This is a genomic window from Gammaproteobacteria bacterium (genome assembly GCA_040183005.1).
Lineage (GTDB): Bacteria > Pseudomonadota > Gammaproteobacteria.
In genome coordinates, this window is record JAMPIW010000007.1 from 1,845,576 (window position 1) to 1,872,461 (window position 26,886).

The following is a 26,886-nucleotide window of genomic DNA, read 5'->3' on the forward strand; positions in this document are numbered from 1 at the left end:
ATAATCACGTACAATATTGGTTTTACAGAGAATTTTTTACTTGTGACGGATTTATTAAAACAAACCGACCTCTGCGTGAAATGCGGGCTGTGCCTGCCACACTGCCCCACGTACACCAAGACGCGCAACGAGGGTGAATCGCCGCGCGGGCGCATCGCCCTGATCGAGGGACTGGCGGGCGGGCGGCTGGCGCTGACGCCACGCCTGGAGGCGCATCTGGCAAGTTGCCTCACCTGCCGCGCCTGCGAGGACGTGTGCCCCTCCGGCGTGCGCTACGGGACGATCATCGACGCCGGGCGTGCACTCATAAAAAGCCAGCGGGAACAGTCGACGCGCGAAGCAGCCATGTACGGGTTGATCGCCCGCAAGCCGCTGTTACGATTCGCCGCCAGGCTGCTGCGCTTCTACCAGCGCTCCGGCCTCCAACGGCTGGCACGCGTGAGCGGTTTGGCGCGGCTCGCGGGCGCCGGGCGGCTGGACGCGCTGCTGCCACCTCTCCCGCCCGCCCCTGCCTGGCAGGACTATTATCCGCCACGCGGCGAGAAACGCGGCACGGTGGCGCTGTTTACCGGATGCGTCGCCGAGGTGATGGACACGGCCACTCTGGGCGCGGCAATCCGCCTGCTGACCACCTGCGGCTACGGAGTTCACGTGCCGCGCACCCAGGTGTGCTGCGGGGCACTGCATCTGCACAATGGGCAACCTGCACAGGCGCGGCAACTGGCAGAAAAAAACCTTGCCGCATTCGCAGCACTGAAAGTGGACGCCGTGATCTCAGCCGCCAGCGGCTGCGGCGCGCAGCTTGCCGAATATGATCAGCTCATCCCCGACGATCAACGGACACAATCCTTCGCGCACTCGGTGCAGGATATCAGCCAATTTCTGACAGACATCACCTGGCCGGGGGATGTCACATTCTCGCCGCTCCTCAAACGGGTCGCAGTGCATGACCCGTGCAGCCTGCGCCACGTGCTGCATCAGCAAATCCCCCCCTATACCCTGCTGCGCAATATCCCCGGCATCGAACTGATCCCCCTGCCGGGAAACACCCAATGCTGTGGCGCGGCGGGCGCCTACATGATCACCCAGCCTGTACTTGCCGACAGCTTGCGTAACGACAAACTGGAGGCGCTGAAGGCTGCGGGCGCGGAAATACTGGTCAGCTCCAACCTGGGCTGCGCCTTACATTTAGCGGCGGGGCTGCGCGCGGCTGGTAAAGATGTCGAAGTTATCCACCCTGTGACATTGCTAGCAAGACAGATGAACGTGGCAAAATAAGCCCACGCCCGCCCTATCGCAGCTTGCCACGCACTACCGGACTCTTGTATCTTAATCCAATGCGCCACTACTCCCCCATTGACAACCTGCTCATCAATCTCGACCAGGCAGTTCGCACCGTGTTCGGCAAACCGCAGGTCACCGAGCGCCCCAACCCCGCCGATGCTCATGAAGACCCCGTACTTTCCGAGGAAGAACGGCATCGCGCAGCGCGCCTGATGCGTGTCAATCACGCGGGCGAGGTTTCAGCGCAGGCGCTCTATCAGGGGCAGGCTCTCACCGCGAAATTGCCTGAGGTACGCGAAAAAATGGAACGCGCGGCACTGGAGGAGAACGATCATCTCGACTGGTGCGAGGGACGCATCAAGGAACTGGGCAGCCACACCAGCGTGCTGAACCCGGCATGGTATGCAGGATCGTTCGCCATCGGCGCACTGGCAGGTGCAGCGGGCGACAAATGGAGCCTGGGATTCGTGGCGGAGACCGAGCACCAAGTGGTGAAGCATCTGGAAGATCACCTGCAACACCTGCCGCACCAAGACATGAAAAGCCGGGCGATACTTGAGCAGATGAAAGAGGATGAGGCCCACCATGCAACCGTCGCACTCGAAGCAGGCGGCGCGGCGTTGCCATGGCCGGTCAAAAAACTGATGGCGCTTACTTCGCGCGTGATGACGTGGACAGCGTATCGAGCATAGCCTTGGTGTATGCCTACCACGTAGCGCGTACAGAATTATCCAGCATGCCCCCAACCATAAACAACCTCGCTGTTCCTAACAAGGGAAAATCATGCGCATTGCACCCGAAGTATTGAGAAAAATCAGCCACCACGCCAGACATAATTTGACATATATGATAATGGCAAGCGTGCTGGTCGGCATGATCATGCCGCGGCTGGCGGCGGCATTAACTCTACCGCCTGAGCAGGTCGCCCTAATCAAAGAGACCATTTTTGAGGTGGTCATACCGAAGCCTGACGAAACAACCATTTCTTACGATCAGCCTATCAATTTTGATCTCATGCCTTATTCCTACCGAAAAGATAAGTACGTTTCCATTGGCACTGCCTTTGCTCTCCCCAACGGACTTGTGGCGACCGCCGCGCATGTGCTCAATCTGCACTCTCCAACTCTTTTTGGTGTCCCGATGCTCCGTGACACCAAAGGCACTGTGTATGAGATCGACAAAATCGTTAAATACTCTACCCAGCGCGACTTCGCTGTATTTACCTTGAAAGATTACAAGCCAATCAAATCTTTAACGCCAACCCAGACGCCACACATTAACGAGCCCGTATTCGCGGTGGGCAACGCCTTGGGGGATGGCATCGTAATACGCGACGGAACATACACTTCCGACACACCGGAAGATCGTGAGGGCGAGTGGAAATGGATACGCTTTTCTGCCGCAGCCTCACCCGGCAACAGTGGTGGACCCTTGCTGGATAAAAACGGCAACGTACTTGGCATTGTGATAGCCAAGTCGCCCAACGAAAATTTGAATTTTGCGCTGCCACTGAAAGAAGTCTTCAACGCACCTGACAATCTAGCGGTGATGAAGCGGTTGCAGACATACCAACTGCCCAATATGGATTTTTCAGACACAAACACATTCGAAATAAAAGTAGATCTTCCATTGCCACCCAAGGATCTCCAGCAGAAACTGCAACCCAGCAACGCCCAATTCTCATCGACCCAACTGGCGGCAATTTTCACACGCTATGGCGGCGACATCTTTCCCCGCGGAAAAAACGCGAGGAAACTCCTTTCCTCAACATTAACCGTTAAGGAGCCAACCTTGATCGCAAGACGCCCTGATGGTGACTGGGAGCCGCGCCAAGCAACACAGCTCTTTAAAAATGACTTGGGCGAGAATGGATTTGTCATTGGCGGAAAGATAAGCCCGGCTTATTATCTGGTTCGCCTGCGCAAACCGGACAGCGTGACCTTGCAAGACTTAATGGACGATTCGAAACTATTCATGGACCTGTACTTAAAGGCGTTCCCCATCAAAAGGGACATGGGTTACGAAACCAGGCGGGTCACCTCCCTGGGGCAGGCGCAACAAAGCCGATGGTTCCGCGATAACTACGGGCGAGCTTGGCAGGCGCAACGTTGGGACATCCCATTTCTCAATCGGCAATTGCTTGCTTACAGCTCGCCGACACCCGAAGGTTCTGTGATTCTGCTCTCTGTTCCGCCGGTTGAGGCTACGCCAGATTTCGAGAAAGACACAGAGGCCTTGGTGAATTTCATGTACTTCACGTATGGCGGCTCTATCAGTGATTGGAGTTCATTCATGAAGCTGCCGAAGCTGATGCCAACTCCACTGGACACGCTAAAGATTAATTATGATGGCAAAGAATCGCTGTCCGTACATACAAATCAATTCACGTTCGAATGCACAGCTGACTGCATGTCCATCAGCCCGAAATCCCGCCTGGACGTTGGCTTTAATTTCGCCAACAACGATAATAAACCATCGCTTAACATTGGAGCGGTTGCTTTGTTCGAGTCCATCGGCGCGGACAAGACATTAGTTGTTTCTCGAGTACTTCAACCTGCAGAGGATTTGGGTGAAGAGTTCCGAAAACGCTGGCTGGATGTCTCAAACAGCACTACCCCTTACGATGGACGACCAATCATTGACAATGGGCGCACGTCCATCCACAAGAATATTGGGTGCCATAGATATAAAGATAAGGCTAAAGCGGATGAGGAAAGCTGTTATGTAGCAGGCTACATCCAAAGCGGGGATCAAAACAAGGAGAGCTTCGAGCGTAAATTCGGGGCGCTAACCCAGCGTATCGTAGTGCTACCTTAGCCTATTAATCCAGCGCAAGGGTTGCGTATTGGAGAAACGGGGGAGCTGCACAACAATCGTGAAAAATGTTTGCGGTCAAGCTCCCGCTGCTATAAAACCTAGAAGTCTTATACCCTCAACCCTTTCTTCAAGTTCCGCCCGTAAAAGATTTCGGCCATTTCGCGGCGCAACATTTTTTTGATCTTTTTACTCTCGGTGGGCAACAGATCTTTCTGCCCCGTGCCGAACAGGTAGTTGTCCAGATCAAACTCTTTCAGGATCATCTTGGTGTGAAAGATGTTTTCCTGATAGACATTCACGTCGATCATCTGATAACGATCACGGGTATCTTCGGACAAATAGTTCTGGATCGAATTGATCTTGTGGTCGATGTAGAGTTTTTTGCCGTTAATGTCACGGGTGAAGCCGCGCACCCGGTAGTCCATGATAACGATGTCGGACTCAAAGCGATGGATGAGGTAGTTCAACGCCTTGAGCGGCGAAATACGCCCGCAGGTGGAAACATCAATGTCGGCGCGAAAGGTACTGATACCGCTGACCGGGTGGCTCTCCGGGTAGGTATGCACAGTGATATGGCTTTTATCCAGATGCGCAACAACTGACTCGGGCAGTGGACCCGGCGCTTCGGAATTGGACAGATCCTGCGCAACCACCGGCTCCTCGGAGATGAGCATGGTAACGCTTGCCCCCTGCGGATCATAATCCTGATGGGCGACATTGAGGATGTTGGCACCGATGATATTGGAAACATCGGTCAGGATTTGCGTTAGCCGCTCGGCGTTGTAGGCCTCGTCAATATATTCGATATACTCGCCACGCTGCTTGGGCGTCTTGGCGTAGCAAATGTCGTAGATATTGAAGCTCAACGACTTGGTAAGATTATTAAAGCCTTGCAGCTTGAGCTTTTTGAGTGGCTTTACCACGTCACATCCTCCCGCGATTTAGGAACCCGAAAGAGACCCCTAAAAATAGATAGCAGACCAGCGCACATCGCGCGGGAGCATCCCGTCTGCGCTAGCCAATCCTAAAACGGCGTATTATGCACTATTCTTACTGCCTTTTGTGAAGAACTGTTTCCTCGCACCCGGCATCAGTAATCCACCCCCCCTCCTTGTCGCAGAACTTGCCCGCCACCCCTCCTTTTGTTGCCATCACGTGAAAAGTTTCCGGCAAGAGGCTTGACATCCCAGAAAATAGGGAATAAATTCCCAAACAAGCCGACAATGGCGACCGACCCACCGAACAGATACAAAAGGAGATCATCATGAACATCAAAAACCTGGTTAGAGCAGTCACCGCCGCCGTGGCGGTACCCGCTATCGTCGCGTGCGGCGGAGGCGGCGGAGACCCGGCGCCAGGCACCGGGGGCAGCCCCACCGCCAGCAGAGGCCTCAGCCAGGGGCCTATCACTGGCTTCGGCAGCGTGTTCGTCAACGGGGTTGAGATCGAGATCCCGAGCGGAACACGCATTGAGGTGGAGGGCGAAAGCAAAACCGAGCAGGAGTTGCGCATCGGCATGATTGTGAAGGTCGAGTGGGAGAAGAATGCCAGCGGCAGAGCGGCGGCCAAGAGCATCAAATATGCCGACGATGTGCAGGGACCACTGCGAGACATTGATCCCGTGGCCGGCACGTTCACCGTGTTGAAGCAACGCGTGATTGTGGACCGGCTGACGAAATTTGAACTTGACGACTCAAGCACCCCCATCACCAGTCTTAACGCGTTAAAGGACGGCGATATCGTTGAAGTCAGCGGGCTAAGAGACGCCAGCGGCGCGATCCGCGCCACGCGCATCGAGGTCAAGACAGGAACATCGGCGTCGTCTGAATTCGAACTCAAGGGTATCGTCAGCAACTTCAATGGCTCGGCAATGACGTTTATGATCGGCACAACCAAAGTGAGCTATGTCACCGCCAATCAGGTTCCCGGCGGCACCTGGGGCGACACTGCATGCGCGGAGGTCAAGGGATCAATGCCTGGCGACACACTGGTTGCAGCCAGGATCAAACTGGATGACAGTTGCTCCTTGAGCGGCAGCATCAGCTCGGATTCGGAAGTCGAGGTCGAAGGCTATATCAGCGGCCTTAACGGCAGCGATTTCAAGGTCAACGGCCAGACGGTACGCGTGACCAGCACCACCGGCTATAAAATGGGAGACCAGTCCGCCGACGCGAGCATGCTCAAGAACGATGCCCGCATCGAAGCCGAAGGGTTTATCGGCAGCGACGGCATACTGGTGGCGAAAAAGGTATCTTTCAAACTGGGTAGCGACGATCACAGCAAGGGAGGCGATGATTCATCCAGCCCTTACAAGGAAACCAAGGGCCGGGTAAGCGTCACCCCGTCGAACGGCACGGTTACGATCACGAATAGCGCCGGCACGATAAGCATAACCGTCAACAGCTCAACCATTCTTGAAGACGGCATCAAGCTCAACCTGAGCAATCTTGGCACAGGACAAGGCATTAAAGTCTATTACCGTGAGCAGGAAGGCAAGCGCATCGCCATCCGCATCAAACTGGAAGATTCGGTGTAAGGGAGCGTAGGGTGCGCACGGCGCACCCTACAAACGAACAACAACTACGGCGGGCCATGGAAGGCTCGCCGTATTTTTTTACGGCCGTGAACCCGCTATTGGCGGGTGATAAATCATCTGCACCGTACTTCCATCCGGGTCCAGACAATAAAAACTGCGTGCGCCATCGCGGTGGGTGCGCGGCGCGGTTTTCATCGGCACGTCATGGGCGTGAAGAAAGTCATACCAGACATCCACCTCTTGCGGGGACTCAATAATAAACCCAATATGATCGAGACGTTGCGGGCCATCCGGCGCGAATCCCGCCGGGGCGCGATGCAGCGCGAGGTTGTCATTACCCGACGTGAGATAAACATTGTCCGGGTCAGGGCGCCATTCCACCGTCATGCACAGCAAGTCCACATAAAAATGTTCGCAGGCCTCCAGGTCTTTCACAAACAGGGCGACATGGCGCATACCGGCAGTGGGTTTAGGCCTGATCATCGCGCTACGCCTCCTCGCGAATCTCATAGTCATGGGTGATGTTCGCCGTCTTACCGAGCATGATCGACGCCGAGCAGTATTTTTCCGCCGAAAGATCAATGGCGCGCTTCACAGTGGCCTCTTTCAGGCTCTTGCCGGTAACGATGAAATGCACATGGATAGCGGTGAACACCTTGGGATCGGTGTCCGCCCGCTGCGCCTGCAACTCAATCACGCAATCCTTGACCTGTTCACGCGACTTTTTGAGGATGAGCATGACGTCTATTGCCGTGCAGCCACCCATACCCAGCAAAAGCATTTCCATGGGCCGCATGCCCAGATTGCGACCGCCAATCTCCGGCGCGCCGTCGAGCACCACTGCGTGCCCCGTCTCCGACTCGCCGACAAACATTACATCCTGCACCCATTTAATACGCGCCTTCATCACGGCCTCCGTTGATTACCAGATAACGCAAAGCTTATCACAAGACACTTCAGAGACCTTTATCATTGGCCGCTAATACTGACAGGACTACGTTTACCCTTAGGAGATAATCCATGGTTATCAAGAAACCTCTCAAAAGTCCCGCAATAGAACGCTTTATCACCCATTGCAACCGGCGCCGCTACCCCCCCAAGAGCGTACTGATCTATGCTGGGGACGCGCCCGATGTTCTTTACTATATTGTCGATGGCTCGGTGACGGTACTCATCGAGGATGAGGACGGCCGTGAGATCGTGCTTTCCTACCTGAATGCCGGTGATTTCTTTGGTGAAATGGGGTTGTTCGACGAACAGAAAAAACGCAGCGCCTGGGTACGCGCCCGCGGCCAATGCGAGGTCGCGGAAATCGGTTACACCCGGTTTCGCCAACTGGCCATGGAAGACCCCGATATCTTGTTCGAACTCGCCACGCAAATGGCATTGCGTCTGCGCCGAACCAGTGGTATGGTTGGTCGACTGGCCTTCATGGATGTCGCGGGGCGCGTAGCCCGCACCCTGCTTGATCTGTGCAAGGAACCCGACGCCATGACACACCCCGACGGGATGCAGATACGCATCACGCGCCAAGAGTTGGGCCGCATCGTCGGCTGCTCGCGAGAGATGGTGGGAAGGGTGCTGAAAAGTCTGGAAGATCAGAATCTCATCACTGCGAGGGGGAAAACCATCGTGGTGAATGGAGCTCGATAATTGTGCATTGTCACAATGCGGTCATTGGCGCATTGTGACAATGCACAAACTAAGAAGCCGCTGTTTCTCAGCGGCTTCCGTATCGGTGGGAGGGGGCTCACGCGCCATGCGTTAACGTATGACGCGTGAGTTTTTAGCCCCGCTCCTCAAAAATGATACCCTATACCCACTGACGCAACCGGGTAGTATTTAAACTCCTTCAATGAAGCATTCACGTTCGCCTCTTCACGCGCCAAATCGTCTTTAAATGTCGGCAACGATGTCACAGTGCCGGCTGCGCTGAGGACAGCCTTGGGCGCCCCCTGAAGCATCACACCAAGATCCATGGCGAAACTGAAGTGATCACCCTTTTCCACTGCATTGCCCCAGCCTATACCAAAGTAGGGGGCGACCTTGTTGAAGTCGACGACACCGGTGAGCGTACCCACCTCTGCGGCGGTATAGGTATTATTACCAATAGAGTAACTGCCCGCTGGCGTGGCGGTCAGGTTCAGCGCATTCTTGTTATACATCGCGCCGCCCGTAAAACGGAAACCGCCCGCAAACGGATGCCAATCCAGTAACAGCTCCCCGGATTTTAGTCCCAAACCAACATCGTAATTAATATTGTCTTTGATGGTGCTGTAATTGTAGGTGTAATTATTAAAGCCCAGCCTGCCATTAAATACCGGCGAAAATCCCGCCGTAAGTTGCAGTCCAAGACCCAGCGTGCCAGCCTTGACCGTCACACCGACACCCTCGGCATGAACCAGTGAGGAACACAACAGCGCCACAGCCGCCATGCCTGCGATTTGGATTTTGTTCATCAAACACCCCGTCGACAAGATTAAACATTATCAGGAGGCCCAAACAAAGCCTCCGTCCGCGTTTAACTTATCGACGCCCAGGCGTATATCTTTAGAACAGGCTGCGCAATGCCTCGCCTGGATCGGGAGTCCTCATGAACGCCTCACCTACCAGAAAGGCATGAACGTTGTGGCTCCGCATCAGTGCGACATCTTGCGCGGTGTGGATGCCGCTCTCGGTGATCACGATACGATCCGATGGGATGTTACCCAGCAAATCCAGCGTAATTTGAAGATCTGTATTGAAGGTACGCAGGTCGCGGTTATTAATGCCGATCAACGGGGTATCGAGCATCAGCGCCCGCTCCAGCTCGTGCGCATCATGCACTTCGACCAGCACCGCCATACCCAGGTGATCCGCCAGTTGCGCCAGTTCCAGCATGGTGGCATCACCTAAGGCGGCGACGATCAACAAGATGCAGTCCGAGCCAATCACCCGCGCCTCGTAGACCTGATAAGGGTCGATGATGAAATCTTTGCGCAGCACCGGCAATGAGCAGGCGGCGCGCGCCTGTTGCAGATAGGCCTCGGAACCCTGGAAAAAATCCGCATCGGTCAACACCGACAGGCACGCCGCCCCGCCACGCTCATAACTGGCTGCGATCTCGCCGGGATGGAAATCCTCACGCAACATGCCCTTGCTGGGAGATGCCTTCTTGATCTCAGCAATAACGGCAGGAAGACGCGCTGCCAGCTTGGTTTCGATTGCACCCACAAAATCGCGCGGCGCGGGCGCGGCGGCCACCTGCTTGCTCAGCTCGCGCATCGGCAACGCGGCACTGCGTTCGGTGATCTCCTCGGCCTTGCGCTTGAGTATTTTTTTGAGAATATCGGGGGTTTGGGTCATGTTTTTTTTAAGGTTTCAGTTTGCGTAGGGTGCGTCCCACGCACCACATGAAAGTGAATGGTGCGCAAGGCGCACCCTACAGAATGTTCGGGTTAGGCTCACACAAAACTGTTAGTGAACTTAATCAGCGCTTCCAGTTTGGCGCGCGCCGCGCCGCTGGCGATGGCATCGCTGGCCTTGCGCACGCCCTGCTCCAGAGTCTCGGCCAAGCCTGCCGCATAGATCGCCGCCCCGGCGTTCAGCGCTACGATATCCCGCGCCGGACCCGGCGTATTGTCCAGCGCCGTGCGTATCATGGCGAGGCTGTGCTGCGCGTCACTCACCTTCAGCGCGTCGATAGCCGCGCGTTGCATGCCGAACCGTTCCGGCGCAACGACATAGGTACTTACCTTCCCATCTTTCAGTTCGGCAATCTTCGTTTCGGCACCGATACTGATTTCATCCATACCATCTTCAGAGTGCACCACCAACACGTGCTCGCTACCAAGCCGCGCCAATACCTGCGCCAACGGAACCAGCCAGGCATCGTCAAACACGCCTATCACCTGATTCGGCGCACCGGCCGGATTGGTCAGCGGACCAAGCACGTTAAACACGGTGCGCACCCCCATCTCGCGGCGTGGGCCAATGGCATGCTTCATCGCGCCGTGGTGGGCGGGAGCGAACATGAAACCCACGCCCACCTCATTTACACAACACGCCACCTCGTGCGGCGTCAAATCAAGCCGCACACTCGCCGCCTCCAGCACGTCGGCACTGCCCGACTTGCTGGATACAGAACGGTTACCATGCTTGGCCACTCTCGCTCCGGCAGCGGCGGCTACGAAGGCGCTGGCGGTGGAGATATTAAACGTGTGCGCGGTATCGCCACCCGTTCCGCAGGTATCCACCAGATGCGGGCCGCCTATCTCCACCCTGACCGCCAGCTCGCGCATCACCTGGGCGGCGGCGGCTATCTCGTCTACTGTTTCGCCCTTCATGCGTAAACCGATCAGAAAGCCACCGATCTGCGCGGGCGTTGCCCCGCCGCTCATGATTGTGTTCATGACATCGGTCATTTCTGTGGATGTCAGATCACGGCGCTCGGTAACGGCGCGGATGGCGGATGGCATGTCCATTTGTCTTAAAACCTCAGCGCTCAATTTCCAAAAAATTCTTCAACAACGCATGGCCGTGCTGGGTAAGGATGGATTCCGGATGGAACTGCACCCCTTCCACGGCATACTCTTTATGGCGCACGCCCATAATCTCGTCCATCTCGCCGCTGGGTGTTTCAGTCCAGGCAGTGATCTCCAGACAATCCGGCAGCGTCTCTTTTTCGATCACCAGCGAATGATAACGCGTCGCCTCGAAGGGATTGGATAGCCCGTGAAACACACCCACATTCTTGTGATGAATCATGGAGGTCTTGCCATGCATGATCTGCCTGGCATGAATGATGCGCCCGCCGAACGCCTGGCCGATACTCTGATGCCCCAGACAGACGCCCAAGAGCGGAATCTTGCCGACAAAGGCTTTGATGGTTGCAACCGAAACGCCCGCCTCGTTGGGCGTGCAAGGCCCCGGCGAGATCACGATATGATCCGGCGCCAGATGCGCGATCTCATCCACCGTGATCTGGTCATTGCGATACACCCGCACATCCGCACCCAGCTCACCTAGATATTGCACCAGGTTGTAGGTGAAGGAGTCGTAGTTGTCGATCATCAGCAACATATCGCGGCTATCCTTTTATTACTGATACCAATCTCTGTTTTCGATGCCCGCTTTTTTTGTAATACGCCATGACCAAGCTATAGTACCGAGCACACGAAAGACGCCATTATCGCCCAGAATGGCCCAGGCATAAACCCTCGCACACCAGCAGTGCCCTAACTCTCTCGATCATAAACACCACGCCCACACGCTCGATATGCTCCTGTAGCTTCGCGTGGTTTAACTCATCGAAAATGGATAGATCAATGGTGTAGGGCAGCAGCAGGTCGTCCAACTCATTCGCTATAGTCGAACACAAGTCGGATGTGAGTGCTTCGCCGTAAAGGGTCAGGTCAATATCCGATCCGGTTTTGAAGTTGCCCTTGGCACGCGAGCCATACAAAACGGCTTTTTGAATCTCCGGGAAACGCGCAAAAACGCCTTGGATTTTTTCGACTGTGGCTTCGCTCAACCCGTATTTCATAAGTCCGTATCTGGCTGGCCGCACAGAGCGGTAAAGGTTTGCACCATCGCAGCAAAGGCCGGATAAAACCTCGCCAGGATGTTATTCACGATGCTCTGCGCAATCTCCGTGTTATAGGTGTGCGACGTCAAGTTGCGCGCTTTAATCATATCCATCCAGGCCTCACCATCGGTAATCAGGCCATTTTTGAATGCTTCTCTGGTCGCATTTTTTGAGCCGATGATGCCCACAAAGCCTTGCTCTTCTAAATAGTCCTTCAAGACATTCCAAGCCAGCTCATGGGTAAACTCAAAACCCTGACTCAACCCCTGTTGCTCCAGCCTGGATAATTCGCGCGTCCGCGCCAACTCCACCGCCTCGACAAGCATCTGAAATGCCTTGAGATAGTTATCAAAGCGCTGTTTCCAACGGATGTCTTGCATGGCCCGATTTTCCTTCGTTGTAGCCGCTTAGGTTGAAGCCCGAAAGGAAATCTTGCGAAGAAATTCAGGCTGCCTGCCGTTCCCCACCGCTGTGAAAGGGCATGAATCCAGACTTGATTGCATCGAGGGTCACGATCTCGACCATCGAATCATCAGCCGCATAACTCACGTTCACATTCCAGTTTTGAGATATCTCCCGAACAATCGGTTTATCACCAAACTGGATTTCCAGAATATCATCCGGCGGATAGTAGGTCGTTTTCATGGATCAAACTCCCATCAGCGATGCGCACCATCCAACCCCGCCTCAGCCATGGCCACCGCCCTGAAAATCGCCCGTCCCTTGTTCATCGTCTCCTCCCACTCCATGGCGGGCACGGAGTCGGCGACGATGCCCGCACCGGCCTGGATGTGCAGCACGCCATCCTTGATCACGGCGGTGCGAATGGCGATGGCAGTGTCCATGTTGCCATTCCAGCCAATGTAGCCCACCGCGCCCGCATAGACGCCGCGCTTTACCGGTTCCAGCTCGTCAATAACCTCCATGGCGCGCACCTTGGCCGCACCGCTCACGGTGCCAGCGGGAAAGGTTGCGCGCAACACATCAATGGCGGTCATGTCAGGCTTCAACTGTCCAGTGACGTTGGAGACGATATGCATCACATGAGAATAACGCTCAACGATCATCTTCTCGGTGAGCTGCACGCTGCCAGTCTCACTCACTCGCCCCACATCATTGCGCCCCAGGTCGATGAGCATGAGATGTTCGGCGAGCTCCTTGGGATCGCCCAGCAAATCCTGCTCCAGCGCGCGATCTTCGGCCTCACTGGTACCGCGCCGGCGGGTACCAGCAATCGGGCGCACAGTGATCATGCCGTCCTCCAGGCGCACCAGGATCTCCGGCGAGGAACCGACGACATGGAAGCCGCCCAGGTCCATATAAAACATGTACGGCGAGGGATTGAGACTGCGCAGGGCGCGATACAGATCAAGCGGCGCGGCCTGATAGGGGATAGACAGGCGCTGCGACAGCACCACCTGCATAATATCACCCTCCAGAATGTACTCCTTGGCACGCTCCACGGCGGACTCGAAACCCTGCCGGGTAAACCCCGAAACGAAATCCTCCTCGTTCACCTGCAGCGCGCGGCGCGGCGCGGGCGGACGGGGGGTGGTCTCACGCAAGATTTGCACCAGCGTATCGAGACGCTGCTGCGCTTTGTTCCACGCCTGGTCGATGTCGGGATTGACGTGGATTACCACATACAGCTTGCCGCGCAGGTTATCAAACACCAGCACCTCATCAGACACCATCAACAGGATATCGGGCGTGCCGAGCGGGTCAGGTTTGGCGCACTTCGCCAGACGGGCCTCGATATAGCGCACCGTGTCATAACCGAAATAGCCCACCATGCCGCCTGTGAAGCGCGGCAAACCGGCGACTTCCGGCACCCGGTAACGGGTGCGGAAATCTTCGATCCAGGCAAGGGGATCAGTAACACGCAGAGTTTCCACCACCGCGCCGTCCTTCTCCACGGTAATGTCATGCCCTGCAACACGCAGGATAGTCCGGCACGGTAGGCCGATGATGGAATACCGCCCCCACTTCTCGCCACCCTGCACCGACTCGAACAAATAGGAATAGGGGCCGTCGGCCAGCTTGAGATAAGCGCTGAGCGGCGTATCGAGATCCGCCAGAACCTCGCGCATCAAGGGGATGCGGTTGTATCCCTGAGCAGCGAGCTTTTGAAATTCATCGTGCAGCATGGCCAGAGATAGTCCTTAGACCGCCGGTTCCAATAAACCCTGCAGCTCCGCCATGGAATCAATCACCGCATCGGGCTGAGACTCGCGGATATCAATGCCGTGATTGTAACCATAGGTCAGGCACACAATCTGGAATCCTGCGGCACGCGCGGCCTTCACATCGCTCATGGAATCACCCACCATCAGCGCATCCTGCGGAGCCACGCCGAAGAACGCACACGCATGCAATAACGGCATGGGATCGGGCTTCTTTTTCGGCACGGTATCACCGCTGACCACAATCGAAAAACAATCGTAAATACCCATATCCTTGAGCAACGGTTCGGTGAATGCTGCGGCCTTGTTGGTCACGCAGCCGAGTTTGTAGCCCGCCCCCACCAGGTAATCCAGCCCTTCACGTACACCCGGATAAAGATGGCTGCGCTTGCTGGTGTTCTCGGCATAGAGCCCCATAAAAATCGGCAGCGCCTTCTCAAACAAAGCCTCGTCCGGCTCACCGTCCAGCTGATTGATGAGGGCACGGCGCACCAAACGCTCGACACCGTTGCCCACCCACTCGCGCACCCGCGCCTCGCCGCGCGACGGCATATCCAGACGTTGCATCATGGCATCCACACAAAACGCCAGGTCCGGTACGCTGTCCACCAGCGTGCCGTCAAGATCGACCAATACCATCTGCGGTTTTTTAAGCATTCGAAAGCCCACGGTTTATGCGGGTTGGGCTAGAACCTGTTCACGATCTCGATCAAGGGATGCAGTGCAAGGCAAAATCGAACGAAAAAGCGGAGCATACATGAAGTATGTGAGCATTTTGAGTTCGATTTTAACGCCGCAATGCGCCCTTCAGCGAGATCGTGAACAGGTTCTTGGGTGCGCAGCACCGTCACCCAACATCCGCTCTGTATTTTATTTACCGGCCTTGGCCAGTTCGGCACGCATCGCAGCGACGGTGGCCTTGTAATCGGGGGTATTGAAAATCGCCGAACCTGCCACGAAGGTATCCGCACCTGCCTCGGCAATCGCGCGGATATTGCTTACATTTACACCGCCGTCGATCTCCAGGCGGATATCGTATCCGCTCTCGTCAATCAAACGGCGCGCCTCGCGCAGTTTATCCAGTGTAGCGGGGATGAACTTCTGGCCGCCAAAACCCGGATTAACCGACATCAGCAGTACCATATCCACCTTATCCATCACATACTTCAGATAATCCAGCGGGGTAGCAGGATTGAACACCAGGCCGGACTTGCAGCCGCAATCGCGCACCAAGGCGAGCGAACGGTCGATATGCTCACTGGCTTCGGGGTGAAAGGTAATATAAGTAGCGCCCGCCTTGGCGAAATCGGGGATAATGCGATCCACCGGCTTGACCATCAGATGCACATCAATCGGGGCGGTGATGCCATGCTTGCGCAGGGCCTCGCACAACAGCGGGCCGATGGTCAGATTGGGGACATAGTGGTTGTCCATCACGTCGAAATGCACGATATCCGCGCCGGCATCCAGCACGTTGTTGACCTCCTCCCCCAGGCGCGCAAAATCCGCCGACAGGATGGAGGGGGCTATTTTATAATCTGGCATAGAGATGGCCTCATCAAAGTAAGTGCAATGCAGTAGCGGCCAACACCGCCCCGCTTCCGGGATTCGAACGGCTAACTTTACCTGAATATGGAAAATTTTTCACTTTCAGCCGCATCATCGAGGCCAAACTGATGGTAAAAATCCTTGCAGCGCTGATCCTCACCCTCTCCGCCGGGCTGGCGCTTGCCACAGACAGCGGCAGGGAAAAACGCCTGGGCGAAATGCTCAGCGCCAGCGCAACCCTGACAGGAGAGGCGGTTTGGCTGGACGCCGGGGCAGACAAATTCCTCGGCCTGTACACCGCGCAGACCACCAGGACACTGCAAGGCGGGGCGATTATCCTGCACGATACGGGGATGAATCCCGATTGGCCCGCCGTCATCGCGCCACTGCGCCGCGAACTCCCCAAACGTGGCTGGTCCACGCTTGCAGTGCAATTACCGCTGCCTGGCGAGGCCAAGGAAGATAATAGCGCACTACTCGACCAAATCCCGGCGCGGATCAAAGCGGCAATCGCATTTCTGCACACCAAAGATATAACGCGGATCGTACTGATCGGCCACGGCCAGGGCGCCACGCTGGGCGCAACCTTTCTCGCCAACGACCCTCAATCCGGCATCGGCGCGCTGATAGGCATTGGCATGAGCGCCGAAAAAAACCAGGAGCCACGGCTATACCTCCCCACAGCACTGGAAAAGATCTCCCTCCCGATCCTCGATATCTACGGCAGCAGGGATGAGGACAGCAGCCGCACCAGGGCCGAGCGCCGCAACGCTGCCGTCAAGGCCAGTGCAAGCACCCCCCCTCAACAGACAGGAGCCCCTCCCAAGCGCCCCGGAAACGCCTTACAATACCGGCAAATTGAAATTCCCGGCACGGATCACCTTTTTACCGCATCCGATATCATCCTGGTCAAACGCATCACCGGCTGGCTGAAAAAATACGCCGCCACGGCGCCATCATCAACACAACCCGCAAAACCCTAAGGAATCGTCATGCTCATCGCCCTGCCTCTGCACTTGCTCGCCGCCATCATCTGGGTCGGCGGAATGTTCTTTGCCTACATGGCGCTGCGCCCCGTCGCAGCGACGTTACTGGAACCACCCCAGCGACTACCCCTGTGGTCACAAACCTTCGGGCGCTTCTTCCCCTGGGTATGGAGTGCAATCGTGCTGCTGCCCGCGACAGGGCTGTGGATGATCTTTATGGAGTTCGGCGGGATGAAAAACAGCGGCGGACACATACACCTGATGCTGACGGTGGGCACAGTGATGATTCTACTGTTCCTGCACGTGTTCTTCGTGCCCTACCGGAGAATGAACGCAGCCATTGCGCGCGCGGAGCTTGCTGCGGCGGGTAAATATTTGGGGCAGATACGCCGCATCATAGGCATCAATCTGATACTGGGGCTAATTACAGCGGTTGTCGCCAGTGCAGGGCGTTTTTTGTAAAAGAAAGGGAACGACTGCGCGCCCTAATTCCTTCTTCAACTCAAAGGCAGACACCCCCCTCTCCCGCAAGGCGGGAGAGGGCTGGGGTGAGGGTAGGGGAAAATGCCAACCGAACTCTGAGGCCTCCCCAGCCCGTCATCATCTTTATGCCTTACAACTCACACGGCGCCTATACCCCAGCCACACACCAAACATCCCCAACACAGCCAAAGGTATCATCCCAAAAGCACCACCACCGCCACCAGCAGCAGCGCCCGGTGTCGAACTATTCGGGATGGGTTCAAGAGCCGCCGAAACGGTAAGGGCAGCACTGTTATTGTCCGGCACAAAATCGACAACAGCTGTAGATGCTGATGAAACCGTAGCCGTGCTTTTTAGACTCGCCGCACCGCGGGGAGGAGTGACGACCACATACACAACAATAACGTCACCCTTTTTCAACACCTTATCGTATGTGCAAGTGACAGCACTGCCCGACTGCTGACACGTAGCCCCCTGGGGACTATTCGACGTAGCCATAACGACACCCGCATCCAGCGTTTGAGTGATTCTCACACCAGAAGCATCACCGGGGCCATTGTTGGTGACCGTAATGGTGTAATTGACCGGATCAGCGGAACTGGCGGCCTTGAGTGCACGCCCCGTCGCTGCGCTGGTGGTCAGGATAATCTGTAAATCAGTGATCGCGGCCGGAGTGGAGTTTATCTCTACCGCCCCGATGTCGCAGCCACTTGTTGTATAGGGTCGAACATGCAAGCGTTGGTCCACGCCTGGCGTAGGACATGCGCCCGTTGGTATGGCATCAACCGCAGGACCGACCGCAGGGACATGCACCCACCGCGGCAAAGTGATACCGCCCGGAAGGGTAATAGGCCCACCGCCCGCAGTGCTCCCCACATCGGTAAGCACCCCCAGCAAGGCATTGGCATTGGGCGGCAGGTCGTTCGCTGCAACCAGCTTGCACGTGCTGCCATTATCGATGTTGTAACCCTTGCTGGTAGTTGTGAAAGGCTTGGGTGCCGTGAATTGGGTAGCGTTAGTTATGTCATCAACGAAACTCCCGGAGAAACAGTTCCCGACGGCGGCGGCGGGGCTAACGAGGCCGGCGATGATGCTGCTTTGAAACACGGTAGCATCGTTTGATGACACATCCGGATCTATGAACACTTCATTGCCAAGGGCATATTTCAGCCCGTCGGCACTCGCGGTAACACCAGCACCGGCGCGGTTATTACTCAAAGTAACGTGCGCGAGCTCGGCCCGCGAGCCGTTAAAGAGGCCGCCACCCGCACGAAAGGCTCTATTTCCACTCAGCGTAGAATGTTTTACCGTCAGCGTACTAAAGCCGGAATTATGTATGCCGCCGCCATCCCCGATCAGTATGAATGAGCCAGAACCCACTATGTTATTCGTAATGGAGCTGTATAGAATGCTCATCGTACTAAAGTTATCGATGCCGCCACCCCAAAGCTGGGCCGTGTTGCGACTGATGTCGCTGGACACGATGATGACCACGCCCTCCGTGGCGATGGCATCGTTGTAGATGCCAGCACCTTGCGTGGCCAGATTGCCGGTTACTGAACTGTCCCGAAGGGTGAGCCTTCCACCTATGTTTGCTATTGCCCCGCCCCTTGAAGAACTCTGTCCTTGAGTAAAGGGGGTCGCATCCGAGTTACCCCTGAGTATGCTCGCAACAATGGTCAGCGCGCCGCTGTTCAGTATGCCGCTTCCGTATCGAATGGTGGAATTGTTTTCGACTATGCTGTTCCGGATGGTCATCTCGCCTACATTATAGATTCCCCCTCCGCCATCGCGAAAATTGTTGCCAAAAGAATCAACGGGTATCTCGACGATATTGTTTCCGATAGTGCAGTTTTCGATGGTCATCCTGGTTCCGCTGGCGTTATAAATACCTCCACCCGTACCCTGGCTGTCCGGGACATTACCGTTCGCCCATTCCGCAATGTTTTGGGATATTTCGCAGTTTTTGAGCGTTACAAACGCACCCGCGTTATAAATGCCGCCTCCGAGACTGCCCCCACCAGAAGACACATACGCATACCCCTTCTCGATGGCTACACCATCAATGGTGACGTTATTACGTCCGATAAGATGAAATACCCGATCAACCGTACCCCTGAGGGCAGTAGAAACGATTCCCGTCCCTTGTTGAGCAATACGCGTCACCGCAGCCCCCGCGCCCAGGATAGTCAGATCATCTGTACCCGTGACATCAAGGTCACCGCTGGCCGCCGCGTTTTCATTTTTACCTGCAAGGGTTAGTGTGTAGGTTCCCGCTGGCAGGTTGATTGTATCCGCCCCCGCCAACGCATTGGCTTCCTGGATGGCAGCGCGCAGGCTACAGACACCCGCGCTGGTCGCGCACGTTCCGTCGCCTGGAGTAGCATCGACGGCATCAGCAGTACTGGTGACTGGGAAAGTAGCAGCTTGTAATGAGGGGGCAGCGAATAACCCTGAAGCCAGGGTTATCAGGAACAGCGGATATCGGATCGGGCGAAAAAAACCAAGACCTGCACCAATCCCTTGACTTTTTCTTTGAAACATAATTTGGTCACCTATATCCGTGGCGATGGGAAAGCAAAGTGTCCCTTGACAGTAAAAGGGCAAGAGGGCGAACGATCACATAAACGGCCACTTCTGCGTCTTTTCCCTGGTTGATTCTATAGCATGTTTTTTATAATAAAGTCAAGCCAAGGGGGCCGCTCAAATATACAAAAAAGTCGCTCAACCTCCAGAATAAACGAATAAAAACAAATGATTAAAACAATAGAATAGCAGGCGCAGAAAAGAAGCAAGGCCGCCTCATGCTGCCAACCTCGGGGGAAAGTATCATTAGAGAAAAACGAACACCGTCTTATTGAAAAGCAGGCAGAGGGGGAGTTACTGAAAGCACGTCACACTGCACACGCCGCCTTAGAGGGCTGTCAAAAAAACGCAGGGTGGTCGTGCCACCCTGCGCATTTCAATTCACCACCCCGACAGGCCAACTTACATTACACGTGCCGCACTACGCCTATAGCCTCGCCATGCGCCAAAAAGACCCAGCAACGTCAAAGGCAACACCCCAAAAGCACCGCCACCGCCAGTTGAAAAACCGCCCGGCCCAACACTGTTAGGGAAGGGGTCAGTAATCGCCACGGAGCGCGCAACAGTCACTCTATCGTTGCTGCTTATTGGATCGATGGTGACACCGGAATCCGGGAATGAAACCGTAACCGTGCTGTTGAGATCCTTCCGGTTAAGATCCGATGGACTGACGGTCATATAGGCATCGAAAGACTTGTCCGACGCCAGCCCACCAGCGTACTCGCAAGTGACTGTCTTACTATCGAACTGCTTGCAGACTACATTCTGGGGGCCGTACGACCCAAGCGCAACATCGGCATCGAAGACCTGAGTGACGGTAATTAACGCGCTTACATCCATAGGACCATTGTTCGTTACCGTGACTGCATAGCTCATGCTCGCCGCAGAATTGAAGGCAGCCTTGAGAGAGGCATTGGCACGGGTAGCGAAACTCACCGCAACCTGCAAATCCGCAATCGACGCTGCAACAGATGCCATTTCCACAGAGCCCATATCACATAGGAGACTGGTCGTGCCAGGCCGGACATACAGGCGCTGATCCACGCCGGGCTTGGGGCAGGCGCTATTGGGGATGGCGTTGATTGCCGGGCTGCCGGTATTGAGCATATACATCCACTGGGGCACTTTGCTGACGCCGGAGAGGTAAGCGGGAAGCGCGGCACCACTGCCGAAATCGGCGAGCGTCGCAAGCTGTGGATTGGTGTTGATCTTGTCATTTTTGGTCGTATCCAGCCCACAGGTATTGCTGCTGTCGATGTTGTAACCGTTCGATTTAGACGGGAAGGGCAAGGTGGGCGCGGCAAGCAGGGCGGGATCGAAACCGGCGGTAGCAGGCTTGCCTGCCAGGCAGTTTCCGGCAGGGCTGGCGCCGCCCGCGATGATCGTATGTTCGAAAATAGTGGCTACATTATTCGATACAGCCAAGGCATTAATAAACACCTCATTACCCAGGACGTAAGTACCGGAGCTACCACCACCGGAACCACCGCCACCGAAACCACCGCCACCGAAACCACCACCGCCGAAACCACCACTACCACAGAAACCAATACAGTCATCGGCGGTGGGATCGACGGGGCCACTCCCCGCCTTGTTATTGGCGAGGGTTACATGCAGCAGCCTCGCTTTGGCGCCATTGAACAGTCCGCCGCCCGCGCGGTTGGCAGAGTTACTGCTGATCGTGGAATGTGCGACCAACAGATCACCTACACCCATGCTCCGGATACCGGCACCATCACCCAGGAGAGGGCCGCCGAAACTACCCCCAAAACCGGAGCCACTACTATCACCAGCAAACCCGGCGGTATTCTTGTAGATTGCGCTATAGCTGATACGCATCACGCCCCAGTTGTCGATCCCACCGCCCCACTGTTCTGCCGAGTTGGAAGACACGGTACTGGAGATAATGTTGAATTCAGGCACGTTCGCGCCAATTTGCAAATTAAGGATACCGCCCCCCTCAATTGATCTATTACCGGTAACCAAGCTGTCCCTGAGCGTGACAATGCCGCCGTCATTGGCAATCCCCCCGCCCATTCCGAACGGGCCAGTGTTCCGGCTGCTTGATTGATTGCTGCTGCCAGCAGGCCCTACGTTGTTGCTCACGATGCTTTTGGTGATAGCCAGCGTCCCTTCATTGAGTATGCCGGCCCCGTTCCTGTACGTCGTATTGTTGTCCACAACAGTGCTGAGGATGGTCATATCACCGCCATTGAAGACGCCCCCGCCACCGTTAAACCCCGGCTCAGAAGAGTCCCCGCTTATCGGTGTGCTATTACTTTTAATAGTGCAGCTATTGATGGTCATCTTGGCGCCGGGAGCGTTGTAAACACCACCACCCTGGCCGCCTGACCGAGCGCTATTCGACCATGCCGAGGCGTTCCCAGTTATCTGGCAGTTTGAGAGCGTAACCCAGGCTGTTTCATTGAAAATACCGCCGCCATAGCCTTTTACGCCGCTCGCGTAGCCCCTTTCTATCGACACATTGCTAATGGTGACGTTATTCTTGCCGATGAAGTGGAACACCCGGTCTATACCTGGAGAAGAAGACCCTCCCAGAATACGCGTGGTGGATGAACTGACACCCTGGATGGTCAAATCCCCCCCTCCGGTGACATCGAGATCGCCTTTGGCAGCGCTGTTTTCGCCTGTGCCGGTTATGCTGAGTGTATACGTCGTCCCTTGCAGCGTGATGGTATCCGCCCCCAGCGAGGCATTAGCCTCCATAATCGCGGCACGCAGGGTGCATACGCCGGTGGACGTGGCGCATGCGCCATTGCCCGGATTGGCATCGACTGCATCGGACGTGTTATTGACAGCGAAAATAGCAGCGTGCGATGGAAAATTGATCAATAGGCCTAAAGCCAGGGGGGCGAACAGCCGATACCTGATAGTGCGGAAAGAGGTTGAACATGCCCCGGCGACTTTATTTTTTACTATCAACATATAACCACCCTCTTATCACAATAGGGAAAGCCGCCGATCCTTTGCAGCAAAACACCAGGCTTGACACGCTGAAACATAGACTGTCTAGAATTTGGCTCTATTTTTGCTTATTACGAGCCTACATATAGCAAAAAACCCAGCACTTAGTCAAGGTGGAATAGGTCTAGACACTGATAGTCATAGAATTTATATACACAAAAAAAAGCCAGACCAAGAAGCAAAGTCATACAGTTTTGCTTTATGCAAGTTGAATTTCAGGAGAGCATTTATAAAAAAACCGCTGGCCCCACGTTTTATGGGGTCAGCGGTACATTTTTTCCAGCAAATAGCTAGAAGCTAGGCTTTAATCAATCCGTACCTGGTCAGCGACCACCTTACCGCAAACCACGCCACGCCGAAGATGGCTATGGTTACACCGATACCAAATGCTGAGGTCATCGGCATGGTGTAGTACTGAGGATCCACCGATCCCGCGATCCAGGTATAACGTTCAATCCAGGTGCCAAGCCAGATCGATGTAGCCACCATCACGATCACATACGGATTGTGACGGTTTGGTGTAATCGCCAGGGTGGTAAACGGAATGATGAACTTCATGGTCAGGAACGTCCACCACAGCGGACCAAAGCCCTGGTACATCATGTTCCTGTAGCGCGTCACATCGTCAGGCAGGCGCCCGTACCACATAATCAGGAACTGGGTGAAGTACAGGTAGGTAAACAGGATGGTAAAGGCCAGCATGAACTGCGCCATATAATTGAAGATATGGGGTTCGAACGGCTTGGTCAACTTATCCGATCTGTAGAGGAAAAACAGAAAGATCGTGAAGAAGGCCAGGAAGCCATGGAAATTGCTCACGAAATGATAGGCGCCATAGCTCGCACTGTGCCAGCCGGGCAACATGGTCATTTCAAAGTCCCATGCCACCATCGTTGCATAAAGGAAATATGCGACCGGAATCAGCAGGGCAACATTGCGGAAACGCCGCTGCGCTGCGTAGGACTCATCGATCTCACTCTGATGCTGATACTTGATGAACAGACCGTACAGGCCCGCCACGATCAGAAAACCGACGATTTGCCGGGTCACCAGGAAGGTGTAGTTATGCCAACCCGGCAGATGCTGCCCCTCATCGTGGGCGTGTGCCAGCCACTGGAAGGTCGCCTCGCCGTTTGCCAAAAGCACTAGCAGCAAAACAAACGCAATGGGGAACAGTACTGCCAATGCACAAGCCAGCTTGCGCACCTGAAAGCGCCACTTGCCATTGACCAGGTGAAGGACAGCAGAAAATGTCACGCCACCCAGCGCCAGATACAGAATAATCAAAAAGTCTACGGTCAATACTGACCAGCTACCAAAGTTTTCCATTTTGCCCCTCTGGTGTTCGTATTTCTATTGCGTTTTATTTAGCGGATACAGTTTTCGCAGGCTCGGCCTGTGCATCCTGAACCATTTTATGACGAACATAGTTCACCACATGCCAGCGCTCTTCCACGGACAGGTCGTTGGAGCCACGCCCATCTTCACGTGCGCTCGGTTTACCATAGGCCGGCATAATCGCGCTGCCAAAGGTAATGGTGCCGAATATCCATCCCTCGGTGAGATTCTTCTGGGCATAATCGTCGGTCAGGTTGATAGCACCGATTTTTGCAGTAATCGGGGAATCCGCCTGACCGGTAAGACCATGACATGCCGCACAATAAATCCTGAACAGTACTTTCCCCGTCTTTAAGGATTTCTCGGATACCGGGATTGGGTTTACCAGATCCTTCGCCTCATCCCGATTGGCAATCGTAGTTGCAATTCCCTGCGTCGGAACTGAGCGCTTGGGGAAAGGCGCCATCGGCCCTTCCTGAGGCTTGATGTTGGGCTGATTCATCATATCCTGCGACCACGGCCAGGCAAACGCCGCCGTGGGCACCAGCATCGCAGCTAATAGCGGACCAACAAACCTCATTTGATCACCTCTTCCCGAATTTCAAGTACTTTATGCTGTCTGAACAGCGCTTTCAAAGGCTCAAACGTATCCTCGTCCAACTCCATAATGATGCCAATTTGATCCACGGCGATTTTTTCGCTGTACAGCGTTTCCTTTTTCCCGAACAGAAGACCGGACAGGAGCAGGAAGCTAATCACAGTAAAAAGGACACCGAACAAAATCAGCATTTCATAGGTCAATACAATATTGGAAGGCAACGGCACAACCGGCTTGCCGCCCTGAGGCTGCACCAGGAAGTTGGCCTGTGCCGACGCCAGGAACAGGAAACCGAAGGTAATGCCGAATATGGCACCGGCAAGTGTGAACTTCGGCACATGCGCCGGACGGTCACCCAACACCTCTTCAATCTCCGGGTGCTCGATGGGAGACATCAATCTGACATCGTCGACGGACACACCAGGAACCTTGTACTGCCGGATGTCGGCAATGGCTGCAAAGGCCTCCTCAAAGTCAGAGAACAAACCCAAGACACGATATTTCTTTTTCATCATTACGCCCCTTCTGCACTGGGTCTACCAGTGGCCTGCTGCACATCCGCCGCCCGCCGATGGAACTTTTCAGCCACCTCGGCATGCGCTTCCCGTCTGCGATGGAACACCATCTCCTTAACTTCGTACATAGAGACGCACGGGAACACTTTCACAAAGATCAGGAACAGTAATCCGAACCAGCCGAAGCTGCCAAACACAATCGCCCACTGCACAATACTCGGCCACATGAAGTTCCACGCTTCGGGAGCATAGGCATGTGACAGTGTCGGGCCTACGATCATCCAGCGTTCAAGCCACATACCAACGTTGAGCAGGATGGAAACAACCATCATGGTCGCCATGTGGCGGCGCAGCTTTTCGAAGGCCAGGGCGAATGGCAGCACCGACCCAAAGAACATCATTGCCCAGAAGTAAGGAGCGAATGGACCGACGAACTTGGAGATCAAGACCTCCTTGGCGACGGGATCATGTCCGTACCATGTCGCACCAAATTCTACCAAATTCAGATAAGTCCAGACCATGGCAATCGCAAAGGTCAACTTGCAGGTCTTCTCCATCAAGGCAACCGTCATGTACTCCTCCAGCCTGAAGAAGTACCGCAGGAGGATAAACAACGTGATGATAGCCGCGCATCCCGAGTACAGCGCACCCGCCACAAAGTACGGAGGGAAGCTGGTGACATGCCAGCCCGGCATGATCGACATGGCAAAGTCGGAAGACACGATAGAGTGTACCGAAACCGCCAGCGGAATCAGGAAGCAGGCCATCAGCATATAGGTCTTGCGGAAGTGGCGCCACTGACGATCCGTACCTTGCCATCCCAGCGAGAGCACGGTATAGAGCTTCCTGCGCCAGCCAGTCACGTTATCACGGCAAATCGCCAGATCGGGGATCATGCCTATAAAGAGGAACAGCGCCGATGAGGTAAGGTAGGTGGTGATTGCAAAGGCGTCCCACACCAGAGGCGATCGGAAGTTCGGCCAGATGCCGCGGTCGCTGACATAAGGGATAACCCAGTACAGATTCCACATGCGCCCCAGATGGATCATCGGGAAAAAGCCCGCCGTCATCAGCGAGAATGTTGTCATCGCCTCTGCAAAGCGGTAAATCGGTTTACGCCAATCGGCATGGATAATATGCAAAATTGCCGACAACAGGGTTCCCGAATGGCTCATGCCAATCCAGAAAATGAAGGTTGCAATATACAGCCCCCACATGTGCGGCCGGTTAAGATCCGCCACGCCCAGACCGGTCTGATACTGGTACACCTCCGCAACGACAGCGCAAGAGAGCATGGCCAGGCATACTGCAATAGCGATCCAATAGGCCTTTCTGGGATTCTGCAGACTTTGCAGAATATCCGTATTGATCTGCGCCCACTTGATCTCTTCGTTGATATCTTTTTCGTTTACGTATTTCATGCCGTCTTTTCCACCGACCTGATTTGTTGAGTTGTCATTG

General features: G+C 55.1%; 26 protein-coding genes. 7 read left to right on the plus strand and 19 right to left on the minus strand.

Going from position 1 to position 26,886, the window contains the following annotated elements; genetic code table 11:
- The first annotated feature begins 42 nt into the window (after positions 1-42).
- The 3 genes from M3A44_14710 to M3A44_14720 all read left to right on the plus strand — a co-directional run bounded on the left by M3A44_14710 (position 43) and on the right by M3A44_14720 (position 4,101).
- On the plus strand, positions 43-1,278 hold the full coding sequence (locus tag M3A44_14710; protein ID MEQ6342855.1) for a (Fe-S)-binding protein: 1,236 nt from the start codon (positions 43-45) through the stop codon (positions 1,276-1,278).
- Positions 1,279-1,337: 59 nt separating this feature from the next.
- Entirely contained in the window at positions 1,338-1,976 is a 639-nt protein-coding gene (gene coq7 / locus M3A44_14715; GenBank protein MEQ6342856.1) for a 2-polyprenyl-3-methyl-6-methoxy-1,4-benzoquinone monooxygenase, read from the plus strand.
- Between the two features lie 91 nt (positions 1,977-2,067).
- The gene (locus M3A44_14720) at positions 2,068-4,101 is read left to right on the plus strand and encodes a trypsin-like peptidase domain-containing protein (protein MEQ6342857.1); all 2,034 of its coding nucleotides are present in this window, start codon (positions 2,068-2,070) and stop codon (positions 4,099-4,101) included.
- 107 nt (positions 4,102-4,208) lie between these two features.
- On the opposite strand, the gene speD is transcribed toward M3A44_14720, so the two are convergent.
- Positions 4,209-5,024: an adenosylmethionine decarboxylase gene (gene speD / locus M3A44_14725; GenBank protein ID MEQ6342858.1), complete on the minus strand. Its 816-nt coding sequence runs from the start codon at positions 5,022-5,024 to the stop codon at positions 4,209-4,211.
- A 341-nt stretch (positions 5,025-5,365) separates the two neighbouring features.
- On the opposite strand from speD, the gene M3A44_14730 reads away from it, so the two are divergent.
- Positions 5,366-6,637, plus strand: coding sequence for a DUF5666 domain-containing protein (locus M3A44_14730; protein MEQ6342859.1), 1,272 nt, complete (start codon positions 5,366-5,368; stop codon positions 6,635-6,637).
- Positions 6,638-6,715: 78 nt separating this feature from the next.
- Here M3A44_14730 and M3A44_14735 read toward each other — a convergent pair whose 3' ends face one another.
- Together M3A44_14735 and M3A44_14740 are read right to left on the minus strand one after the other, a co-directional pair.
- The gene (locus M3A44_14735; GenBank protein ID MEQ6342860.1) at positions 6,716-7,120 is read right to left on the minus strand and encodes a VOC family protein; all 405 of its coding nucleotides are present in this window, start codon (positions 7,118-7,120) and stop codon (positions 6,716-6,718) included.
- Between the two features lie 4 nt (positions 7,121-7,124).
- Positions 7,125-7,544: an OsmC family protein gene (locus tag M3A44_14740; GenBank protein ID MEQ6342861.1), complete on the minus strand. Its 420-nt coding sequence runs from the start codon at positions 7,542-7,544 to the stop codon at positions 7,125-7,127.
- 113 nt (positions 7,545-7,657) lie between these two features.
- On the opposite strand from M3A44_14740, the gene crp reads away from it, so the two are divergent.
- Positions 7,658-8,290, plus strand: a complete 633-nt coding sequence (crp, locus tag M3A44_14745) for a cAMP-activated global transcriptional regulator CRP (protein ID MEQ6342862.1) — start codon at positions 7,658-7,660, stop codon at positions 8,288-8,290.
- A 146-nt stretch (positions 8,291-8,436) separates the two neighbouring features.
- Here the strand turns inward: crp and M3A44_14750 are convergent, their stop codons facing one another.
- The 10 genes from M3A44_14750 to rpe all read right to left on the minus strand — a co-directional run bounded on the left by M3A44_14750 (position 8,437) and on the right by rpe (position 15,931).
- A complete protein-coding gene (locus M3A44_14750; protein ID MEQ6342863.1) occupies positions 8,437-9,096 on the minus strand; it encodes a hypothetical protein in 660 nt (219 codons plus the stop codon).
- 91 nt (positions 9,097-9,187) lie between these two features.
- The gene (trpC, locus tag M3A44_14755; GenBank protein MEQ6342864.1) at positions 9,188-9,982 is read right to left on the minus strand and encodes an indole-3-glycerol phosphate synthase TrpC; all 795 of its coding nucleotides are present in this window, start codon (positions 9,980-9,982) and stop codon (positions 9,188-9,190) included.
- A gap of 98 nt (positions 9,983-10,080) precedes the next feature.
- Positions 10,081-11,100 carry an anthranilate phosphoribosyltransferase gene (gene trpD / locus M3A44_14760; GenBank protein ID MEQ6342865.1) on the minus strand — a complete coding sequence of 340 codons (1,020 nt, stop codon included), beginning with the start codon at positions 11,098-11,100 and terminating at the stop codon, positions 10,081-10,083.
- 13 nt (positions 11,101-11,113) lie between these two features.
- Complete coding sequence (locus tag M3A44_14765) at positions 11,114-11,698, minus strand: aminodeoxychorismate/anthranilate synthase component II (GenBank protein MEQ6342866.1); 585 nt, start codon at positions 11,696-11,698, stop codon at positions 11,114-11,116.
- 106 nt (positions 11,699-11,804) lie between these two features.
- Positions 11,805-12,161, minus strand: coding sequence for a nucleotidyltransferase domain-containing protein (locus tag M3A44_14770; protein MEQ6342867.1), 357 nt, complete (start codon positions 12,159-12,161; stop codon positions 11,805-11,807).
- Positions 12,158-12,583, minus strand: a complete 426-nt coding sequence (locus M3A44_14775; GenBank protein ID MEQ6342868.1) for a nucleotidyltransferase substrate binding protein — start codon at positions 12,581-12,583, stop codon at positions 12,158-12,160. The genes M3A44_14770 and M3A44_14775 overlap by 4 nt, the downstream gene beginning before the upstream one ends.
- Before the next feature lie 64 nt (positions 12,584-12,647).
- Complete coding sequence (locus M3A44_14780) at positions 12,648-12,848, minus strand: DUF2283 domain-containing protein (protein ID MEQ6342869.1); 201 nt, start codon at positions 12,846-12,848, stop codon at positions 12,648-12,650.
- 14 nt (positions 12,849-12,862) lie between these two features.
- The gene (gene trpE, locus M3A44_14785; GenBank protein MEQ6342870.1) at positions 12,863-14,350 is read right to left on the minus strand and encodes an anthranilate synthase component I; all 1,488 of its coding nucleotides are present in this window, start codon (positions 14,348-14,350) and stop codon (positions 12,863-12,865) included.
- Between the two features lie 15 nt (positions 14,351-14,365).
- Positions 14,366-15,043 carry a phosphoglycolate phosphatase gene (locus M3A44_14790; GenBank protein MEQ6342871.1) on the minus strand — a complete coding sequence of 226 codons (678 nt, stop codon included), beginning with the start codon at positions 15,041-15,043 and terminating at the stop codon, positions 14,366-14,368.
- A 213-nt stretch (positions 15,044-15,256) separates the two neighbouring features.
- On the minus strand, positions 15,257-15,931 hold the full coding sequence (gene rpe / locus M3A44_14795) for a ribulose-phosphate 3-epimerase (protein MEQ6342872.1): 675 nt from the start codon (positions 15,929-15,931) through the stop codon (positions 15,257-15,259).
- 131 nt (positions 15,932-16,062) lie between these two features.
- On the opposite strand from rpe, the gene M3A44_14800 reads away from it, so the two are divergent.
- Positions 16,063-16,917: an alpha/beta hydrolase family protein gene (locus M3A44_14800; GenBank protein MEQ6342873.1), complete on the plus strand. Its 855-nt coding sequence runs from the start codon at positions 16,063-16,065 to the stop codon at positions 16,915-16,917.
- A gap of 9 nt (positions 16,918-16,926) precedes the next feature.
- A complete protein-coding gene (locus M3A44_14805; GenBank protein MEQ6342874.1) occupies positions 16,927-17,382 on the plus strand; it encodes a CopD family protein in 456 nt (151 codons plus the stop codon).
- Positions 17,383-17,526: 144 nt separating this feature from the next.
- Here the strand turns inward: M3A44_14805 and M3A44_14810 are convergent, their stop codons facing one another.
- The 6 genes from M3A44_14810 to nrfD form a co-directional block, all read right to left on the minus strand.
- Complete coding sequence (locus M3A44_14810; GenBank protein ID MEQ6342875.1) at positions 17,527-19,947, minus strand: CSLREA domain-containing protein; 2,421 nt, start codon at positions 19,945-19,947, stop codon at positions 17,527-17,529.
- 444 nt (positions 19,948-20,391) lie between these two features.
- Complete coding sequence (locus M3A44_14815; GenBank protein MEQ6342876.1) at positions 20,392-22,935, minus strand: hypothetical protein; 2,544 nt, start codon at positions 22,933-22,935, stop codon at positions 20,392-20,394.
- A gap of 336 nt (positions 22,936-23,271) precedes the next feature.
- Positions 23,272-24,303: a hypothetical protein gene (locus M3A44_14820; protein ID MEQ6342877.1), complete on the minus strand. Its 1,032-nt coding sequence runs from the start codon at positions 24,301-24,303 to the stop codon at positions 23,272-23,274.
- A gap of 34 nt (positions 24,304-24,337) precedes the next feature.
- Positions 24,338-24,892, minus strand: a complete 555-nt coding sequence (locus M3A44_14825; protein MEQ6342878.1) for a c-type cytochrome — start codon at positions 24,890-24,892, stop codon at positions 24,338-24,340.
- Positions 24,889-25,425: a DUF3341 domain-containing protein gene (locus tag M3A44_14830; protein ID MEQ6342879.1), complete on the minus strand. Its 537-nt coding sequence runs from the start codon at positions 25,423-25,425 to the stop codon at positions 24,889-24,891. The genes M3A44_14825 and M3A44_14830 overlap by 4 nt, the downstream gene beginning before the upstream one ends.
- On the minus strand, positions 25,425-26,846 hold the full coding sequence (gene nrfD, locus M3A44_14835) for a polysulfide reductase NrfD (GenBank protein MEQ6342880.1): 1,422 nt from the start codon (positions 26,844-26,846) through the stop codon (positions 25,425-25,427). The genes M3A44_14830 and nrfD overlap by 1 nt, the downstream gene beginning before the upstream one ends.
- Positions 26,847-26,886: the final 40 nt, after the last annotated feature.

Coding starts and splice junctions, on each gene's coding strand:
- nrfD (MEQ6342880.1), bottom strand. CDS start 26,846: ATGAAATACGTAAACGAAAAAGATATCAACGAAGAGATCAAGTGGGCG.
- trpD (MEQ6342865.1), bottom strand. CDS start 11,100: ATGGACATGCCATCCGCCATCCGCGCCGTTACCGAGCGCCGTGATCTG.
- M3A44_14720 (MEQ6342857.1), top strand. CDS start 2,068: ATGCGCATTGCACCCGAAGTATTGAGAAAAATCAGCCACCACGCCAGA.
- M3A44_14765 (MEQ6342866.1), bottom strand. CDS start 11,698: ATGTTGCTGATGATCGACAACTACGACTCCTTCACCTACAACCTGGTG.
- trpE (MEQ6342870.1), bottom strand. CDS start 14,350: ATGCTGCACGATGAATTTCAAAAGCTCGCTGCTCAGGGATACAACCGC.
- M3A44_14735 (MEQ6342860.1), bottom strand. CDS start 7,120: ATGATCAGGCCTAAACCCACTGCCGGTATGCGCCATGTCGCCCTGTTT.
- coq7 (MEQ6342856.1), top strand. CDS start 1,338: ATGCGCCACTACTCCCCCATTGACAACCTGCTCATCAATCTCGACCAG.
- M3A44_14825 (MEQ6342878.1), bottom strand. CDS start 24,892: ATGAGGTTTGTTGGTCCGCTATTAGCTGCGATGCTGGTGCCCACGGCG.
- M3A44_14805 (MEQ6342874.1), top strand. CDS start 16,927: ATGCTCATCGCCCTGCCTCTGCACTTGCTCGCCGCCATCATCTGGGTC.
- M3A44_14775 (MEQ6342868.1), bottom strand. CDS start 12,583: ATGCAAGACATCCGTTGGAAACAGCGCTTTGATAACTATCTCAAGGCA.
- M3A44_14830 (MEQ6342879.1), bottom strand. CDS start 25,425: ATGATGAAAAAGAAATATCGTGTCTTGGGTTTGTTCTCTGACTTTGAG.
- rpe (MEQ6342872.1), bottom strand. CDS start 15,931: ATGCCAGATTATAAAATAGCCCCCTCCATCCTGTCGGCGGATTTTGCG.
- M3A44_14750 (MEQ6342863.1), bottom strand. CDS start 9,096: ATGAACAAAATCCAAATCGCAGGCATGGCGGCTGTGGCGCTGTTGTGT.
- M3A44_14780 (MEQ6342869.1), bottom strand. CDS start 12,848: ATGAAAACGACCTACTATCCGCCGGATGATATTCTGGAAATCCAGTTT.
- M3A44_14730 (MEQ6342859.1), top strand. CDS start 5,366: ATGAACATCAAAAACCTGGTTAGAGCAGTCACCGCCGCCGTGGCGGTA.
- M3A44_14790 (MEQ6342871.1), bottom strand. CDS start 15,043: ATGCTTAAAAAACCGCAGATGGTATTGGTCGATCTTGACGGCACGCTG.
- trpC (MEQ6342864.1), bottom strand. CDS start 9,982: ATGACCCAAACCCCCGATATTCTCAAAAAAATACTCAAGCGCAAGGCC.
- M3A44_14800 (MEQ6342873.1), top strand. CDS start 16,063: ATGGTAAAAATCCTTGCAGCGCTGATCCTCACCCTCTCCGCCGGGCTG.
- crp (MEQ6342862.1), top strand. CDS start 7,658: ATGGTTATCAAGAAACCTCTCAAAAGTCCCGCAATAGAACGCTTTATC.
- M3A44_14820 (MEQ6342877.1), bottom strand. CDS start 24,303: ATGGAAAACTTTGGTAGCTGGTCAGTATTGACCGTAGACTTTTTGATT.
- M3A44_14810 (MEQ6342875.1), bottom strand. CDS start 19,947: ATGTTTCAAAGAAAAAGTCAAGGGATTGGTGCAGGTCTTGGTTTTTTT.
- M3A44_14770 (MEQ6342867.1), bottom strand. CDS start 12,161: ATGAAATACGGGTTGAGCGAAGCCACAGTCGAAAAAATCCAAGGCGTT.
- M3A44_14815 (MEQ6342876.1), bottom strand. CDS start 22,935: ATGTTGATAGTAAAAAATAAAGTCGCCGGGGCATGTTCAACCTCTTTC.
- M3A44_14740 (MEQ6342861.1), bottom strand. CDS start 7,544: ATGAAGGCGCGTATTAAATGGGTGCAGGATGTAATGTTTGTCGGCGAG.